We start from the raw sequence: 15,855 nt of genomic DNA, 5'->3' as shown, positions 1-15,855 counted from the left end.
GGTCAAGGATGCCGGGGCGAGCCCTCCCGGGGCCCACCGGTGGATACGCGCCGGGGCCCACCGGTGGATACGCCTGGAGCCCACCGGCGGGCACCCCCGTGACCCGCCGGCAGGCCCCTGGGCCCATCGGTGAACAAGCGCGAAGGCCACCGGCGGGCGCGCCCGCGGTCGGTCACTTGCGGTTGTACAGCCGCATCGTCACCACGCCGAAGACCACCAGGAGCACCCCGGCCCACCCCAGCGACCAGGCGATGTCGGCGGCCGGCCAGTTGCCCGCCATCAGCTCGCGCACCCCCGTGGCGAGATGGGTGACCGGGCTGTTGTTCACGAAGGCCTGGAGCCAGCCCGGCATCGTCTTGGGGTCGACGAAGACGTTGCTGAGGAAGGTCAGCGGGAAGATCACCATCATGCTGACGCCCATCACCGACTTCTCGGAGCGCAGCAGCAGCCCGAACATGGTCCAGATCCAGGAGAACGCGAACGAGAACACGATCAGCAGGGCGACGCCCGCCAGCACGCCGAGCGCCCCGCCCTCGGGACGGAACCCGATGAGCATGCCGATGGAGAGCATGACCGCCGACGCCAGCAGATAGCGCAGGACGTCGCCGAGCAGATAGCCGACCATCGGAGCCGGCCGCCAGATCGGCAGTGTGCGGAACCGGTCGAAGACGCCCTTGGCGATGTCCGTGTTCACCGCGACACCCGTGTACATCGTGATCATCACGACGCTCATCACCATGATGCCGGGCAGCAGGAACTGGATGTACTCCTCCGTGGAGCCGGCCAACGCCCCTCCGAAGAGGTACGTGTACATCAGGACCAGCATGATCGGGAAGGCCGTCACATCGAAGAGCTGCTCCGGCACATGCTTGATCTTCAGCATGGCGCGCCAGCCGAACGCCAGCGATGCCGACAGTGCGCTGGGCCTCGGCGGGCGGTCCTGGCCCACCAGGAGCGCCGAGAGGCGTTCCTGGTCGGGCGCGGCGAGCGCGACGTCCTCGATATCCGTCTTGGCGGTCGCGGTGCTCATGCCGCCACTCCCTTCTTGTCCGTGAGTGCGAGGAAGACCTCGTCGAGGCTGGGCTGTCCCAGCGAGAAGTTGTCGACCGTGATGCCGCACCGGGCCAGCTCGGCCAGTGCACGCCCGGCGTGCTCCGCAGCGCCCTGCTCGGTGCTCTGCCCGTCGACCCGGGCGGTCAGCGCCACCGGGTCCGCGTCCAGCTGGACCTCCGCGTTCAGCGCGATCGCCAGCACCTTCTGCGCCTCGGCCCGCTGATCGGCGTCCCGCAGCCGCAGATGAACCGTGCCGGCGCCGACGGATGCCTTGAGCTCGCCCTTGGTGCCCTCGGCGATGACCTTGCCCTGGTCGATCACCGCGATCCGGGAGGCCAATTGATCGGCCTCGTCCAGATACTGCGTGGTCAGCAGGACCGTGGTGCCGTGGGCGACGACTGCCCGCACGATGTCCCACACCTGGTTGCGACTGCGGGGGTCGAGTCCGGTGGTCGGCTCGTCCAGGAACAGCAGGTCCGGGGTGTTCAGGATGGACGCGGCGATGTCGATGCGCCGCCGCATGCCTCCCGAGTAGTTCTTCACCTGCCTGCCCGCCGCCTCGCTCAGCCCGAACCCGTCGAGCAGCTGTTCCGCCCGGTTCCGGGCGGCCGGCCTGGAGTGACCCAGCAGCCGGGCGAGCAGGACGAGGTTCTCCGTGCCGGTCAGGTCCTCGTCCACCGAGGCGTACTGTCCGGTCAGGCTGACCCGGCTGCGGACCGCGTCGGCGTCCTTCACGACGTCCTTGCCGAAGACCCGGGCGGAGCCGCCGTCGGGGCGCAGCAGCGTCGCGAGCATGCGGACGGCGGTGGTCTTGCCGGCCCCGTTGGGTCCGAGGACGCCGTAGACGGTGCCCTTGGGGACCGCGAGGTCGATGCCGTCCACCGCGCGGTTGTCGCCGAAGACCTTCACCAGCCCCGTGGTCTCGATGGCCAGTTCAGTACTCATGATCCATTCCTTGGTGGTCGTCGGTGGAAGTCTGTGGTCCGCGTGGGGGATCCGCGTCCTGACGCGTGCTGCTCCGGCTCCGGCTCCTGCTGCTCGTGAGACGTCGTCGTTCAGGAGACGTAGCCGCTCAGGAGACGTAGGGGCGGACGGCGCGCGCCTCGCGCAGGGCCCAGCCCCACCAGCCGAGCTGGTCGAGCATGAGGCTCACGGACCGGTCCCGTCCGGTGTCGCCGGGGTGCTCCTCCAGCGGCTGCTGGAGGACGTCGAGCGCGACCCCGTTCCGCAGGGTCACCGTGTGCAGCTCGGTGAAGACCGAGCGGAGCTGCTCAACGGCGTACAGCCCGGCGGACCCGTGACCGTAGCTCACGAAGGCGACCGGTTTGGTCTGCCACTCGTCGTAGGCGAAGTCGATGGCCTGCTTCAGGGAGGCGGGAAACGAGCGGTTGTACTCCGGAGTGACCACGACGAAGGCCTCGGCCCTGGCGATCTCCGCGGTGAACTCCGTCATCTGGTCGGTCGCCCGCCCCGGGTAGTGCACGGGGAAGTCGAAATCGGCGAGGTCGAGCACGGCGAGATCCAGGTCGCTCCGGTGCTGGGTCCGCTCCATGAACCAGCGGCCGACCGCATCGCCGATGCGGCCCTCTCGGGTACTGCCGATGATCACCGCTACCCGCAGCGGAGCGCTGTCCGTCGTCATCGCTCGTTCCTCCTCCCGGTCCGGTCGAGCCGCTCCGCTCCCTCACCTCATGGGCGCCAGACGCGGAGGCGCGGCCGCCAGATTCAATCTGGCGGCCGCGCACACGGTCGGAGAAGCCCGGACACCCGACGGGCCTCAGGTCTCCCGCGAGTAGAGGTAGTAGTACGAGACGACGAGGACGCCCGCCCCGACGGCCAGCCCCAGGCCGGTCGACCGCAGCACGCTGGTATCGGTGAGGCTCACCAGGAAGCCGATCGCACACGCGGTCAACGCACCGTATGCGGCGGCTCGCAGCTCGCGCGGCAGAGAGCGCTGGATCCGGCCCAGCGCGAAGCAGAGGGCCGCCAGAGCGGCCCCGGAGACGAGACCGAGCAGGACCTGCCCGCCGGTGCTGGGACCGCCGTCGCGGCGGATGAACGCCGCGTAGAACCCGTAGATCACGCCGAGCACCAGAGGCAGTGCCCAGGCGAGCGGGGTGTGGTGACGGGTCCGCGCATGGGCGCGGGCCCCCCTTCGGCCGGGCATGGCTGCGTGTGTGGCCATCGCGGACAGCTCCTTCCGTCGCCCCCGTCGCACGCTCCCGTTCCTCCAGAGCACACCCGCCCGCGCCGCCCGGCAACTCGAATGGCGTACGGTCCGGAGCGGCCCGGCTCCGGACGGGATTGTCTGGAGACGTGCGGACCTCTCCCCCGGCCACCTCCCCGCCCTCCTCGCCCGCCCCGGCCTCGGCGTTCTCGGCGGCATCGGCGGCTCTCTCGGCGGTCCTGCTCGTCCTGCTCACCGTCCTCGTGCCGCTGAGCGCGCTCTCCGCCTGGGTCGACCTGGAGATCGACGACACCGACCGGTACGTCGCCGCCGTGTCCCCGCTCTCCTCCGACCCGGCTGTCCAGGCCACCGTCACAGACCTGGTCACCGAGGAGGCGATGCGGCAGATCGATCTCGGTCCGCTCCAGGACACGGTCCAGAAGTTCCTGCACGAGGCCGTGCGGTCATTCACCACCACCGAGGCCTTCCGCAACGCCTGGGACAGCGCGAACCGCGCTGCCCACCGAGCAGTGAAGGCCGCCCTGGACGGCGACAGCGGACAGGCCGTCACGATCGATCTGGCCCCGGTGATCGACCAGGTCAAACAGGACCTGGTGCGCGACGGAGTGCCGTTCGCGGACCAGATCCCCGTCCAGCGGACGGAGATCACCCTCCTCGGCCCAGGTCAGGCCGACGAACTCCGGGATTCCTTCCGGTGGCTCCGCTACTGCAGCATCTGGCCGGCCGTCGCCACGCTGGTGCTCCTCGTTCTGGTCGTGGGCATCGCGAGCGTGCGGGGCGGGCTACGGGCCGGGCTGTGGGCCACCGCGGTCGTGGGTGCGGGGTTCGTGCTCGGCGCGATCGTGCTCCGGGTGCTGATCGCGATCGGCCGCGGCCGAGTGCTGGACGAGGTGCCGGGCAGCGACCGGGACGCGGCCGCGGCGGTGGTCGACGCCCTGACCTCCTCCCTGCGGACCACGGTGTGGTGGGTACTGGCGGTCGGTGCGGTCCTGCTGGTGGGAGCGGTGGTGGCCCGGGTGCTCCTGCGGCGCGGGCAGGCCCCGGCCCACGTGCGATGAGGCGGTGCCCGGGTGAGAGTGGGATCCGGGACCGCCACCGAGCGAACCCGAAAGAGGCGTCATGGCCGACAGCGACATCTTCGAGCACATCGACGAACTGGTCTCCGAAGAGCGCGTCCTGCGCGACCGCTCCGTGGCGAAGATGGGCCTTTCCACGGACGAGAAAGCCCGGCTGCGGGCGGTGGAGGTCCAGCTCGACCAGTGCTGGGACCTGCTGCGCCGACGGCGGGCGCTCAGCGAGTACGGCGAGGACCCCTCGACGGCGAAGGTCCGCCCCGCGGACGAGGTGGAGGGGTACCAGAGCTGACCCGGTGTTTCACGTGAAACACCGGGCCGACGTTCCGCCGCGGCCTCAGCTCTCCGGCGGACGGCCCTGAAGACGTTCCATCTCCCGGCGGTCGCGCTTGGTCGGGCGGCCCGCGCCCCGGTCCCGTACGGGCACCTGGATCGCGAGCTCGCGGGGCGGCGGGGGCGGGCTGTGGTCGACGAAGCACTCCACGGCCACCGGCGGGCCGACCCGCTTCTTCACGATCTTCGAGACGACCACCACCCGGTCCCGCCCCGCGTGCCGGAGCCGCACCTCGTCGCCGACGCGTACGGCCTGTGCGGGCTTGGCCCGATCGCCGCCGACCTTCACATGTCCCGCCCGGCAGGCGGCGGCCGCCTGGGCGCGGGTCTTCGTCAGCCGGACCGACCAGATCCACACGTCGACCCGGACGCTTCCCTCCGCCTGTGGCGCGTCACCGGAAACCATGCCGCCGACTCTAATGCGGACCGGGCGGCGGGCGAGAGGCAATAAGCCCCGCCCGCCGCCCGGTCCGCGATTCATGCCGGGCCTCGCGTGAGTCCTGCCGGGCCTCACGCGTACTCCCGGCCGGGCCTCACACGCCGATGTCGCGCCCGTCCTTGCGCCAGACGGCGACGACCGAGGGGCGGACGATCCTGCCCGGCCCGTCGGGCCAGACGCTCGCCGGCTTCTCCACGGAGGCCCCGTCGATCTCACCCGGGTGCTGGACCGCCACCAGGACCCGGCGGTCCTGGATGACCGGACCGCAGGTCTCGGCCCCGGCCGGGACGGTGAGGAACTGCTTCAGCTCGCCGCGCCGGTCACCGTGGGTAGCCACGCCGAACAGCCCGTCGTGCGAGCCGAGCTTGTTGCCGTCCGTGGAGATCCACAGGTTGCCGTGGGCGTCGAACGCCACGTTGTCCGGGCAGGAGATGGGGCTGACGCTCTCCTTGGGGAAGCCGGCGAAGTACGTCGCCGGGTCGTCCGGGTCACCCGCCACGAGGAACAGCCGCCAGGCGAAGCCGTCGCTCGCCGGGTCGTCCCAGTTCTCCGCGAGCTCCAGGATCTGACCGTGCTTGTTGGCGTTGCGCGGGTTCGCCTCGTCCGCGCCGGGCTTGCCCTCCTTGCCGCGGTCCGAGTTGTTGGTGAGCGCCACGTAGACCCGGCCGCTGCGCGGCGAGGGCTCGACGTCCTCGGGGCGGTCCATCTTGGTCGCGCCGACCTTGTCACCGGCGAGCCGCGTGTAGACGTACACCTCCTCGGCGGTCATGCCCGGGACGTGCGAGGTGGTGCCGGTGGCCAGCGGAATCCAGACCCCGCTGCCGTCGAACTCCCCGTCGTTGGGGAGCTTTCCGGTGCCGTCGATCTCGTTGACCGGCGAGTCGCCGGTCAACTTGGCGACGTACAGCGTGCCCTCGTCGAGCAGCGTCAGGTTGTGCTCGCGGGCGGCACGCGAGTTCCCCTTCTTCATCCGCTTGCTGGAGACGAACTTGTACAGGTAGTCGAACTTCTCGTCGTCGCCCATGTAGACGACCGGGCGGCCGTCGGAGGTGAGCCGGGGCTGCGCCGCCTCGTGCTTGAACCGGCCCAGCGCGGTCCGCTTGCGCGGGGTGGAGTCCGGGTCGTACGGGTCGAGTTCGACGACCCACCCGAAGCGGTTGGCCTCGTTGGGCTCCTTCGCCAGGTCGAACCGCTGGTCGAACTGCTCCCACTTGCGCTCGGAGGCGCCGGTGCCGATTCCGTACCGCTTGTGCATGGCGGTGGTGCCGTTGGCGAAGTACTGGTTGAAGTTCTCCTCGCCGTGCAGCGTGGTGCCCCACGGAGTGGTGCCGCCCGCACAGTTGTTGAGGGTGCCGAGCACCTTGCGGCCGGTGCGGTCGGCCGATGTGCGCAGGAGGGCGCTCCCCGCTGCCGGACCCGTCATGCGGAACTCGCTGGTCGCGGTCAGCCGGCGGTTCAGCGGGTGCCGGTTGACCGGGCCCAGCTTTCCGGTGCGGTGCTCCTCCTGGACGACGACCACGGAGAGTCCGTGTGCCGCCCAGGCGATCTCCACCTGCTCACGGGTCGGGTTGGCCGGATCGTAGCCGCGGAACATGAGGATCTCGTCCGTGTACTCATGGTTCGCGACCATCACCTGCCGGCCGCGCTCGCCGCGCAGCGGGAGCAGGGAGAGGAAGTCGTTGTTGTAACCGAACTGGCCCGCCTGCGCCTTCGCCGTCTGCTTGTCCGGGTCGAAGGCGGGCGCGCCGCGCAGGATCGGCTCGCCCCAGCGGATCACCACGTTCTGGGCGTACCCGTCGGGGACCGTGACCTTGTCGTCCTTGTTGGGTGCGACCGGCGAGAACCGCAGGCCACGCGCGCCGGACGCCCCCGGTTTGTGGGGGCGACCCGGCTTGTTGCCGTGTCCGGCCAGCGCGGCGGCCTCGGCCTGCGGGGCGCTCGGGCCGGTCAGCGCGGCGGTCCCGGCGGCGGTGGCGACGGTGACCACGGCGGCGGCGCGCATCATCGAACGGCGCGACACGGCACCGGCGATGATGTCGCCGGCGTACTCGTTGTCGCTGTTGTTGGGCGTCTCCTTGAAGCAGGCGTCCCCACAGCGGAAACGGCAGGTCAGGGCGGAACGCCCACCGGGATGCGGGCTGATGAACGGCAGCAGATGACGCACGTGGATTCCCTCCGTCTGGTGTCGTGCGTGACGGTAGGTGCGCCTCCACCCGGTCCGAGGGACACCCGGTGAACGGCGGGTGAAGTCCGGGCCACCGCTGTTCCTTCGGGGCCGGTGGTGGACATCGGCATGGACACCGCGGTGGACTCGGTCCGGGAACGGTTTCGGCTCGGTTGACGCAGGGGCGGGCCGCACCGGCGAACGGCCGGATCCGGCCGCTAACCTTACGTATCCGTCCTGGCCAGGGATGAATTCACCTCAGGTCGGACATTCACCGCACCCAACTCATGCGAAAGGCCTCGCCCATGGGCATTCGGAGCTTGCTGCGTAAGGTGTTCGGCCGCACGGAGCAGGACGAGCCGACCACGGCCACCGTCCCGCCCCAGGCCGAGCGCACTCAGCCCAAGGAGACGGAGCCGGAGACCACTTCGGCGGCCGAGCCCGCGGCGGAGCCGAAGGCGTCGATCCCGGCCCCGGCTTCGCCCTCTGTCTCGCCCTCCCCCTCGTCCTCCGACGCCGGGTCCACGGACCGTGACGACTCACTCGCCGTCGACCTGGTGGCAGAGGCCTTCGACAAGGCGTCCGCCGCGTCGGCGTCACCGACCGTCCCGGCCCAGGGGTCCGCCCCGGAGGACGCCGTGGACGACGCTCCGGCGGACGCCCCGGAGAACTCGCCGAAGGCCGAGGAGCCGGTGGCCGAGGAGCCGGTGGCCGCCGAGAAGGCCCAGGAGCCCGTCCCGGCGGACGAGCCGGCGGACGCCGAGGAGCCCGTCGCGACCGAGGCAGCCAAGGCGGCCGAGTCGGCGCCGGAGCCGATCACGATCGACCTCGACCTCGACGAGCCCTCGAAGGCCGCACCGGCTCAGGAGTCCACGCCTGAACCGACCCCGGCGGAAGCACCGGCCGAGGCCCCGAAGAGCACCCCCGAGGCGCCTCAGGCCGCCGCCGAGGCCCCGGCGGCCGACACCTCCGAGGCCCCCGAAGCCGCGACGGCACCGGAGCCCGCAGAGGCCCCGGTCGTCGCAGAGACCCCGGACCCCGCGGAAACCCCGGCGGCACCGGAGGCCCCGGCGGCCACCGACGTCCCGGAGACCCCCGCCGCACCCGCGACTCCGGAGCCGACGGCCCCCGTCGCGGCCGAGGAGCCGGCTCCGGCCGCACCGGAGCCCGCCCCCGGCAAGCCCGCGACCACGCTCGCGCGGGTCAAGTCGCGTGCTCCGCAGCTCACCGCCCCGTACAAGGCGGCACAGGCGGCGCTCAAGGCACACGGGCTGACCGGGCTCCGCGCCCGCGTCTACCTGGTGCTCGACCGCTCCGGCTCGATGCGGCCGTTCTACAAGGACGGCAGCGCCCAGCACCTGGGCGACCGGACGCTCGCGCTCGCCGCGCACCTGGACGAGGACGCCACCGTGCGGGTCGTCTTCTTCTCGACGGACATCGACGGCACCGGAACCCTCGAACTCTCCGGCCACGAGGGCCGCGTCGACGAACTGCACGCGGGCCTCGGCCGACTGGGCCGGACGCACTACGAGCGCGCGGTCGAGGAGGTCGTCGCGGACTACGAGAAGGCGGGGGCCACCGGTCCGGCTCTCGTGGTCTTCCAGACGGACGGCCCGCCGGACGCCAAGCAGGCCGCCCGGCAGGCCCTCACGGACGCGGCGCGGCTGCCGCTGTTCTTCCAGTTCGTCGCCTTCGGCGACCAGGACGCGAAGGGCTTCGACTTCCTGCGGAAGCTCGACGCCCCGAACGCCGGGTTCTTTCACGCGGGACCGGCGCCCCACGAGGTCGCGGACGCCGAGCTCTACCGGGAGATCCTCGCCGGACTGCCGGACTGGGTCGCCGCCCGCGAGGCCGACTCCGGGGCCTGATCGACCGGCAGCCGTACGGTCACGGCGAGACCGCCGCCCTCCGGGCCCGGTACCGCCGTGGCCGTACCGCCGTGGGCCACCGCGATCGACCGGACGATCGACAGACCGAGGCCCGCCCCCGGTCCCATCCGGTCCCGGCCCTCGCCCCGCCGGAACGGCTCGAAGAACCCCGCGACATCGGCCTCGGAGACCACCGGCCCGGTGTTGCGCACCAGCAGGTCCCCCTCTCCGCTCAGGCAGACCTCCACCGAGCCGCCCGGCACGTTGTACGTCACCGCGTTGGCAAGCAGATTCGCCACCAGCTGGGCGAGGAGCAGCCGGTTGCCGCGCACGGAACAGGCGGCCACCGCGACGTGCACCACCGGCCCGTCGCCGCCCCTCCCCCGGGCCTCAGGCCCGTCGCCGCCCCCGCCCCCCGCCTCCGGCCCGTGGCCGTCCGCGCTCCGTACCGTCGGGTTCGGGTACCGGGCCGCCTCCTCCCTGACCACCTGATCGAGGCGGACCGCCTCGCGTTCGTCCCTGGCCAGGCCCCGTTCGCTACGGGCCAGCACGAGCAGCCCCTCGATGAGCCGCTCGCTGCGCCGGTTGGTGTCCAGCAGGGTCTGCCGGGTGCGGACGAGGTCTTCGGGGGACGGGTCGTCCAGGCCGATCTGGATCGCGGCGCGCTGGGTGGCCAGTGGGGTCCGCAGCTCGTGCGAGGCGTTCGCGATGAATCTCCGCTGGCTGTCGAAGGCCTTCTCCAGCCGCCCCAGCAGCCCGTCCAGCGTCTCGCCCAGCTCCTTCAGCTCGTCGTCCGGGCCGCTGGACGCGATCCGCTCGTGCAGGGTCTTCTCCGAGAGCCGGCGGGCCTTCGCGGTCATCGCGTGGACCGGCCGCAGCACCCGGCCCGCTATCCACCAGCCGACCCCGACCGCGCCCGCCGTCATCACGAGCAGCGCGGCGAACGACCAGTTCAGGAGCTGCTTGCCCGCCGCGTCGCTGACATGGTCGGTGAGCTCGTAGGCGTCGGGCGAACCGGTGAAGCCGCGGGCGATGAAGGGACCGTTCACGGTGTACCCCGGCGGAACGACGACGACCGCCGTGGAGGCGATGGCCCGCGCCTCGGTCTCCGTACCGGCGCGGGAGGCCAGGTTGACCGTGGCCAGCAGGGCGGTGCCGAGCACCAGGAAGACACCGCCGTACACGAGCGCGATGCGGGTGCGGATCGTCGAGTGCGGCAGCTTCGCGGCCTCCACCAGTCGCCGCAGCGGGGCCGGCCGCTTCACAGGGCGTACCCGCCGCCCTGCACGGTGCGGATCAGCGCGGGCTCGCCGAGCTTGGCACGGAGCTCGCTCATGCACGCGTGCACGGCCCCGGGATGGGGTCTCCCCTGCTCGGACGGCAGCTGAGGGTCTGGGGAAGGGTCGGCGCCTGCGTCCCAGGCCCGCTCCAGCAGCTCTTCCGCGCCGACCGTGCCACCGTCGGCCTCCAGGAGCAGTTGCAGCACGGTGAACTCCTTCGGGGAGAGGTCGAGGTCCCGGCCGTCGCGGAGCGCGGACCGCCGCACGGTGTCGAGCCGGATGCCGTGGCGTTCCAGCTGGGGCGGTACGGGCCGGGCGCTGCGCCGACGCAGGGCCCGTACCCGGGAGACCAACTCGGGGAACTCGAACGGTTTGCTGACGTAGTCGTCGGCCCCCAGGTCCAGCCCGGCGACCCGGTCCTCCACGGCTCCGGAGGCGGTGAGCATCAGGATCCGGGTACGGGAGCCGGAGGCGACCAGGCGGCGGGCCACGTCGTCGCCGTGCACCCGGGGGAGGTCGCGATCGAGCACGACGACGTCGTAGTCGTGGAGGCCGAGGTAGGCGAGGGCCGCGTCCCCGCTGTACACCGTGTCGACCGCGAATCCGGCCCGGCGCAGTCCGGTGGCGACCAGCTCCGCGAGGGTCTCTTCGTCCTCGGCGACCAGTACCCGCATGGTGATGTCCCCTGCCTCGTGCACGCTTGTCCGCTCCCTGCCAGGATGCGACGTTCCTACGGGAACCCTTGCATGAGGGGCTGTTTCGCGAAGCTCTCCACCGGAGGGGCTTCCTCCGTCCGCGCAGGGGCCTCCGTTTATGGATGTGAGTGGATCTTGATCGGGCCGTTAGGATTTCGACCATGGCGGCCACTGGATCCGAGAAGCAGGGGGCGACGGCGTACTACGTCTCGACCCCCATTTACTACGTCAACGACGCTCCTCACCTGGGCCACGCCTACACGACCGTCGCAGGCGACGTGCTCACGCGCTGGCACCGCCAGCGCGGCGAGAAGGTGTGGTACCTCACCGGCACGGACGAGCACGGTCAGAAGATCATGCGCACGGCCGAGGCGAACAACGTGACTCCGCAGGCCTGGGCGGACAAGCTCGTCGAGGAGGCGTGGAAGCCCCTCTGGGAGCATCTGAACATCGCCAACGACGACTTCATCCGGACGACGGAGAAGCGGCACACCGACCGTGTGCAGGAGTTCGTGCAGGACCTGTACGACAAGGGCGAGATCTACAAGGGCGGGTATGAGGGCCCGTACTGCGTGGGCTGCGAGGAGTACAAGCTCCCCGGCGATCTGATCGACGGCGAGGGCGAGTTCGCCGGTCAGAAGCTCTGCCCGATCCACAAGAAGCCGGTGGAGCTCCTCAAGGAGGAGAACTACTTCTTCAAGCTCAGCGCGTACGGCCCGAAGCTGCTGGAGTTCTACGCGGCGAACCCGGACTTCATCCAGCCCGAGTCGGCGCGCAACGAGGTCGTGAACTTCGTCGAGCAGGGTCTGCAGGACCTGTCGATCTCGCGCTCGACGTTCGACTGGGGCGTCCCGGTGCCGTGGGACGACAAGCACGTCATCTACGTGTGGGTCGACGCGCTGCTCAACTACGCGACGGCGGTCGGCTACGGCGCCAACCAGGAGAAGTTCGACGGTACGTTCCCGGCGAACGTGCACCTGATCGGCAAGGACATCCTCCGCTTCCACTCGGTGATCTGGCCCGCGATGCTGATGGCGCAGGGTCTGCCGCTGCCGGGCAAGGTCGTCGCCAACGGCTGGCTGATGGTCGGCGGCGAGAAGATGTCCAAGTCGAACCTGACCGGCATCAAGCCGCAGGACCTGACCTCGCACTTCGGCGTGGACGCGTACCGCTGGTACTTCCTGCGGGCCATCTCCTACGGCAGCGACGGGTCGTTCTCCTGGGAGGACTTCTCCGCCCGCTACACCTCCGAGCTGGCCAACGACTACGGGAACCTCGCCTCGCGCGTGGCGGCGATGGTCGGCAAGTACTTCGGCGGGGCACTGCCTCAGGACACGGCCGCCGGCAACGCGGAGCAGGCCGTGCGGGACGGTCTGGCGAAGGCCGTGGCGACGGCCGACCGGAAGATCGGCGAGGAGCTGGACTTCCAGGGCGGCATCCTGGCGGTCTTCGACTTCGTGAAGCAGGTCAACGGCTACATCACGGAGCAGGAGCCGTGGAAGGTGGCCAAGGACACCACCCCGGAGGGCCAGGCGCGCCTGGCGACCATCCTCTACACGGCCGCCGAGTCGCTGCGCGGGGTCGCGGTGCTGCTCAACGCGGTGATGCCGGAGACCTCGCAGAAGCTCTGGGAGTCCCTGGGCGCCGAGGAGTCCCTGGGCGCCCTGGCCGACCAGAGGGTCCAGGACGCGGGCGCGTGGGGCGTCCTGCCCGCGGGCGCGACGGTGACGAAGGGCGCGGTGCTGTTCCCGCGCCTGGAGGAGAAGCCCGCGTAACCCCTCCATACGTACGCCGGGAGCCCGGAACCGCGAACAGCGGTCCCGGGCTCCCGGCGTATTCCCCCTCCTCCCCGGCTTCCCTCACCGCCTCAGCGACTCCGCGTCCCCCATCACGATCACCGGGTTCATCTCCGGGTCCAGGGTGCGCAGGAGTTCCTCCACGCGTTCCTCGGGGAGGGAGACGCACCCCTGGGTCGGGCCGCCGTGGTCCACGTGGATCCAGATGCCGCCGCCGCGTTCCGGGCCGAGCGGGCGGGTGCGGTTGAGAGGGCTGACGCCCTCCTCGCGGTTGTAGTTGATCGCGACGACGTAGTCGAAGGACCCTTCCAGCGGCTCACCGAAGAACCCCTCGCCGTCGACCGCGAACCGGGGGTGCTCGTCGTACGGCAGCAGCGCCCCGGGGTCGGGGAGCCGCCCGCCCGCGTCGGTGAGGGTGTAGACACCCTTGGGTGATCTGCGGTCGCCCGCCATGTGGTGGTCCGTCCACCCCTCCATGCCGTTGTGGGCCGGCCAGGGGCCCGCGACCGGCTCCCAGCCCTGGGCCGGGTCGGCGCGGCCGTACAGGACCGCGCTGGAACGGTAGGAGTCGGCCTCCTCGCCGGTCACCACGAAGGCCTGCCGGGCCTCGGCGGGGATCTGGGCCAGGGTCTCCGGTCCGAGGTCCGGGATCTCGGCGGGGCTCGGAGCGGGCGCCGGGCTGGGGGAGGACCGGAGGGCGGACGCGGCGTCGGACTGCGGGCCCGCGGCGCCCTGCCCCGGGACCCCGACCGGGGTCTTCTCCGGCGCGGCACCGGAGGAGCAGCCGGTGAGCAGGAGGGCCAGGGCGAGGAGAGGTGCGGCGAGCAGGGCGGGTGGGCGGCGGGGGAGGGACACGGCGGTGGGCTCCTCGGGATGGCGGCAGGCGGCGCGACGCGGCAGGACGGGCTGCAAGAGGGGTGTCTCGGTGCCAGTCTTTGCCGGGCCCGCCCCGGCCGAACCCGAACCGGGGCCATCCGGCTGTACCGCGTCGCCCGGCCGTCACCGGCGCTCGCGGGTATGCAACGAAACAGCCCCCGATCGGGTGATCGGGGGCTGTTTCACGTGAAACATCCGCGGGGCGGGACCGTACGGACTACTTGTCGGCGGGCTTCTCCGACGCGCCCTTCGCGGCGACCGGCTTGCGCAGCTGGATGTTCAGCTCGCGCAGACGGGTCTCGTCCAGCTCGGTCGGGGCGCCCATCATCAGGTCCTGGGCGTTGCCGTTGAGCGGGAAGGCGATGGTCTCGCGGATGTTCGGCTCGTCCGCCAGCAGCATGACGATGCGGTCGACGCCGGGGGCGATGCCACCGTGCGGCGGGGCGCCGAGGCGGAAGGCGCGGAGCATACCCGCGAACTCGTGCTCGACGGTCTCGCGGTCGTAACCGGCGATCTCGAAGGCCTTGAGCATCAGCTCGGGCTCGTGGTTACGGATGGCGCCCGAGGACAGCTCGATGCCGTTGCAGACGATGTCGTACTGCCAGGCGAGGATGTCCAACGGGTCCTTCTCCTCCAGGTCGGCCAGGCCGCCCTGAGGCATCGAGAAGGGGTTGTGCGAGAAGTCGATCCTGCCGGTCTCCTCGTCCCGCTCGTACATCGGGAAGTCGACGATCCAGCAGAACCGGAAGACGCCCTCCTCGAAGTGGCCGGCGCGCTTGGCGGCCTCGACCCGGACCGCCGACATGATCTTGGAGACCTCGTCGAACTCGCCCGCGCCGAAGAAGACGGCGTGGCCCGGGACCAGCGAGAGGCGCTCGGTGAGCGTCTTGACGTCGGTCTCGGTGAGGAACTTGGCGATCGGTCCGGCGAGCGTGCCGTCCTCGCCCACGCGCACCCAGGCCAGGCCCTTGGCGCCGTGCTCGACGGCGTACTCACCGAGGCCGTCGAAGAACTTCCGGGACTGGCCCGCGGTGTCCGGGACCGGCAGCGCGCGGACGTGCTTGCCGGCGAACGCCTTGAAGCCGGAGTCGGCGAAGACGTCGGAGATGTCGACGAGCTCCAGCTTGGCCCGCAGGTCCGGCTTGTCGTTGCCGTACTTCAGCATCGACTCGCGGAACGGGATGCGCGGGAACGGCGAGGTGACCTCGCGGCCGTTGCCGAACTCGGTGAAGAGCTCGGTCATCAGCTTCTCGATCGGCTGGAAGACGTCCTCCTGCTCGACGAACGACATCTCGACGTCGAGCTGGTAGAACTCGCCCGGCGAGCGGTCCGCGCGGGCGTCCTCGTCGCGGAAGCAGGGCGCGATCTGGAAGTAGCGGTCGAAGCCCGAGATCATCAGCAGCTGCTTGAACTGCTGCGGCGCCTGCGGCAGCGCGTAGAACTTGCCGGGGTTCAGCCGGGACGGGACGACGAAGTCACGGGCGCCCTCGGGGGAGGTCGCGGTGAGGATCGGGGTCGCCATCTCGTTGAAGCCGAGGGCCACCATCTTGGAGCGGATGGAGGCGATCACGGCCGAACGCAGCATGATGTTGCGGTGCATGCGCTCGCGCCGCAGGTCGAGGAAGCGGTACTCCAGGCGCCGTTCCTCGTTGACGCCGTCCTCGGTGTTGATCGTGAAGGGCAGCGGGCCGGCCTCCCCGAGCACCTCGACCTCGGAGACCTCGATCTCGATCTCGCCGGTCGGCAGCTCCGGGTTGACGTTGTCCGCGCCGCGCGCGGAGACCTTGCCGTCGATCCGGACGACGGTCTCCTTGGTCAGCTTCGCCAGGGCCTCGTTGCCGGGGGTGCCGGGGCGGGCGACGAGCTGCACCAGACCGTAGTGGTCGCGCAGATCGATGAAGAGGATGCCGCCCAGGTCTCGGCGATTGTGCAGCCAGCCGCTCAGCCGGACGTCGGTGCCGACGTCAGAGGCGCGGAGCTCGCCGCAGGTGTGGGACCTGTACCGATGCATCGTCGTTCATCCAGTCTTCGCGGTTAGGTGTGGATTGAGCCTCCCCAGGCTACCGCCCGGGGCCGGGAGGCTTCATTTC

Annotated in this window: 14 protein-coding genes; 4 read left to right on the top strand and 10 right to left on the bottom strand. The window is 71.0% G+C overall.

Annotated features, from left to right (window positions below):
- Window positions 1-172: 172 nt before the first annotated feature.
- The 4 genes from IE145_RS04985 to IE145_RS04970 form a co-directional block, all read right to left on the bottom strand.
- Window positions 173-1,030 carry an ABC transporter permease gene (locus IE145_RS04985; RefSeq protein ID WP_189519156.1) on the bottom strand — a complete coding sequence of 286 codons (858 nt, stop codon included), beginning with the start codon at window positions 1,028-1,030 and terminating at the stop codon, window positions 173-175.
- On the bottom strand, window positions 1,027-1,998 hold the full coding sequence (locus IE145_RS04980; protein WP_189519153.1) for an ATP-binding cassette domain-containing protein: 972 nt from the start codon (window positions 1,996-1,998) through the stop codon (window positions 1,027-1,029). Before IE145_RS04980 ends, IE145_RS04985 begins: the two co-directional genes overlap by 4 nt.
- Before the next feature lie 127 nt (window positions 1,999-2,125).
- Window positions 2,126-2,695: an NADPH-dependent FMN reductase gene (locus IE145_RS04975; RefSeq protein ID WP_189519151.1), complete on the bottom strand. Its 570-nt coding sequence runs from the start codon at window positions 2,693-2,695 to the stop codon at window positions 2,126-2,128.
- Window positions 2,696-2,830: 135 nt separating this feature from the next.
- On the bottom strand, window positions 2,831-3,238 hold the full coding sequence (locus tag IE145_RS04970) for a hypothetical protein (protein WP_189519150.1): 408 nt from the start codon (window positions 3,236-3,238) through the stop codon (window positions 2,831-2,833).
- A 131-nt stretch (window positions 3,239-3,369) separates the two neighbouring features.
- On the opposite strand from IE145_RS04970, the gene IE145_RS04965 reads away from it, so the two are divergent.
- Entirely contained in the window at window positions 3,370-4,299 is a 930-nt protein-coding gene (locus IE145_RS04965) for a hypothetical protein (RefSeq protein ID WP_189519149.1), read from the top strand.
- Window positions 4,300-4,360: 61 nt separating this feature from the next.
- The gene (locus IE145_RS04960) at window positions 4,361-4,606 is read left to right on the top strand and encodes a DUF2630 family protein (protein ID WP_189519148.1); all 246 of its coding nucleotides are present in this window, start codon (window positions 4,361-4,363) and stop codon (window positions 4,604-4,606) included.
- A 45-nt stretch (window positions 4,607-4,651) separates the two neighbouring features.
- Here the strand turns inward: IE145_RS04960 and IE145_RS04955 are convergent, their stop codons facing one another.
- A complete protein-coding gene (locus IE145_RS04955; RefSeq protein WP_189519147.1) occupies window positions 4,652-5,053 on the bottom strand; it encodes an RNA-binding S4 domain-containing protein in 402 nt (133 codons plus the stop codon).
- A 127-nt stretch (window positions 5,054-5,180) separates the two neighbouring features.
- Complete coding sequence (locus IE145_RS04950) at window positions 5,181-7,250, bottom strand: PhoX family protein (RefSeq protein WP_189519145.1); 2,070 nt, start codon at window positions 7,248-7,250, stop codon at window positions 5,181-5,183.
- A 305-nt stretch (window positions 7,251-7,555) separates the two neighbouring features.
- Here IE145_RS04950 and IE145_RS04945 point away from each other — a divergent pair, with 305 nt between their 5' ends.
- A complete protein-coding gene (locus IE145_RS04945; protein ID WP_189519142.1) occupies window positions 7,556-9,118 on the top strand; it encodes a VWA domain-containing protein in 1,563 nt (520 codons plus the stop codon).
- On the opposite strand, the gene IE145_RS04940 is transcribed toward IE145_RS04945, so the two are convergent.
- Both IE145_RS04940 and IE145_RS04935 read right to left on the bottom strand, forming a co-directional pair.
- A complete protein-coding gene (locus IE145_RS04940; RefSeq protein WP_189519140.1) occupies window positions 9,052-10,383 on the bottom strand; it encodes a sensor histidine kinase in 1,332 nt (443 codons plus the stop codon). The genes IE145_RS04945 and IE145_RS04940 overlap by 67 nt on opposite strands.
- Window positions 10,380-11,072: a response regulator transcription factor gene (locus IE145_RS04935; RefSeq protein ID WP_189519295.1), complete on the bottom strand. Its 693-nt coding sequence runs from the start codon at window positions 11,070-11,072 to the stop codon at window positions 10,380-10,382. Before IE145_RS04935 ends, IE145_RS04940 begins: the two co-directional genes overlap by 4 nt.
- Before the next feature lie 182 nt (window positions 11,073-11,254).
- On the opposite strand from IE145_RS04935, the gene metG reads away from it, so the two are divergent.
- Window positions 11,255-12,868 carry a methionine--tRNA ligase gene (gene metG, locus IE145_RS04930; protein WP_189519138.1) on the top strand — a complete coding sequence of 538 codons (1,614 nt, stop codon included), beginning with the start codon at window positions 11,255-11,257 and terminating at the stop codon, window positions 12,866-12,868.
- A gap of 84 nt (window positions 12,869-12,952) precedes the next feature.
- Here the strand turns inward: metG and IE145_RS04925 are convergent, their stop codons facing one another.
- Window positions 12,953-13,744 carry a L,D-transpeptidase family protein gene (locus tag IE145_RS04925; protein WP_189519136.1) on the bottom strand — a complete coding sequence of 264 codons (792 nt, stop codon included), beginning with the start codon at window positions 13,742-13,744 and terminating at the stop codon, window positions 12,953-12,955.
- A 238-nt stretch (window positions 13,745-13,982) separates the two neighbouring features.
- The gene (aspS, locus tag IE145_RS04920) at window positions 13,983-15,776 is read right to left on the bottom strand and encodes an aspartate--tRNA ligase (protein WP_189519134.1); all 1,794 of its coding nucleotides are present in this window, start codon (window positions 15,774-15,776) and stop codon (window positions 13,983-13,985) included.
- Window positions 15,777-15,855 lie beyond the last annotated feature (79 nt).

The organism is Streptomyces sindenensis (assembly GCF_014649035.1).
Lineage (GTDB): Bacteria > Actinomycetota > Actinomycetes > Streptomycetales > Streptomycetaceae > Streptomyces > Streptomyces sindenensis.
This window is presented reverse-complemented; position numbering and strand designations above follow the sequence as displayed.

Excerpts from the sequence above, each read along its gene's own strand:
- IE145_RS04975 (WP_189519151.1), bottom strand. The coding sequence starts at position 2,695 with ATGACGACGGACAGCGCTCCGCTGCGGGTAGCGGTGATCATCGGCAGT.
- IE145_RS04980 (WP_189519153.1), bottom strand. The coding sequence starts at position 1,998 with ATGAGTACTGAACTGGCCATCGAGACCACGGGGCTGGTGAAGGTCTTC.
- metG (WP_189519138.1), top strand. The coding sequence starts at position 11,255 with ATGGCGGCCACTGGATCCGAGAAGCAGGGGGCGACGGCGTACTACGTC.
- IE145_RS04935 (WP_189519295.1), bottom strand. The coding sequence starts at position 11,072 with ATGCGGGTACTGGTCGCCGAGGACGAAGAGACCCTCGCGGAGCTGGTC.
- IE145_RS04960 (WP_189519148.1), top strand. The coding sequence starts at position 4,361 with ATGGCCGACAGCGACATCTTCGAGCACATCGACGAACTGGTCTCCGAA.
- IE145_RS04955 (WP_189519147.1), bottom strand. The coding sequence starts at position 5,053 with ATGGTTTCCGGTGACGCGCCACAGGCGGAGGGAAGCGTCCGGGTCGAC.
- aspS (WP_189519134.1), bottom strand. The coding sequence starts at position 15,776 with ATGCATCGGTACAGGTCCCACACCTGCGGCGAGCTCCGCGCCTCTGAC.
- IE145_RS04970 (WP_189519150.1), bottom strand. The coding sequence starts at position 3,238 with ATGGCCACACACGCAGCCATGCCCGGCCGAAGGGGGGCCCGCGCCCAT.
- IE145_RS04985 (WP_189519156.1), bottom strand. The coding sequence starts at position 1,030 with ATGAGCACCGCGACCGCCAAGACGGATATCGAGGACGTCGCGCTCGCC.
- IE145_RS04945 (WP_189519142.1), top strand. The coding sequence starts at position 7,556 with ATGGGCATTCGGAGCTTGCTGCGTAAGGTGTTCGGCCGCACGGAGCAG.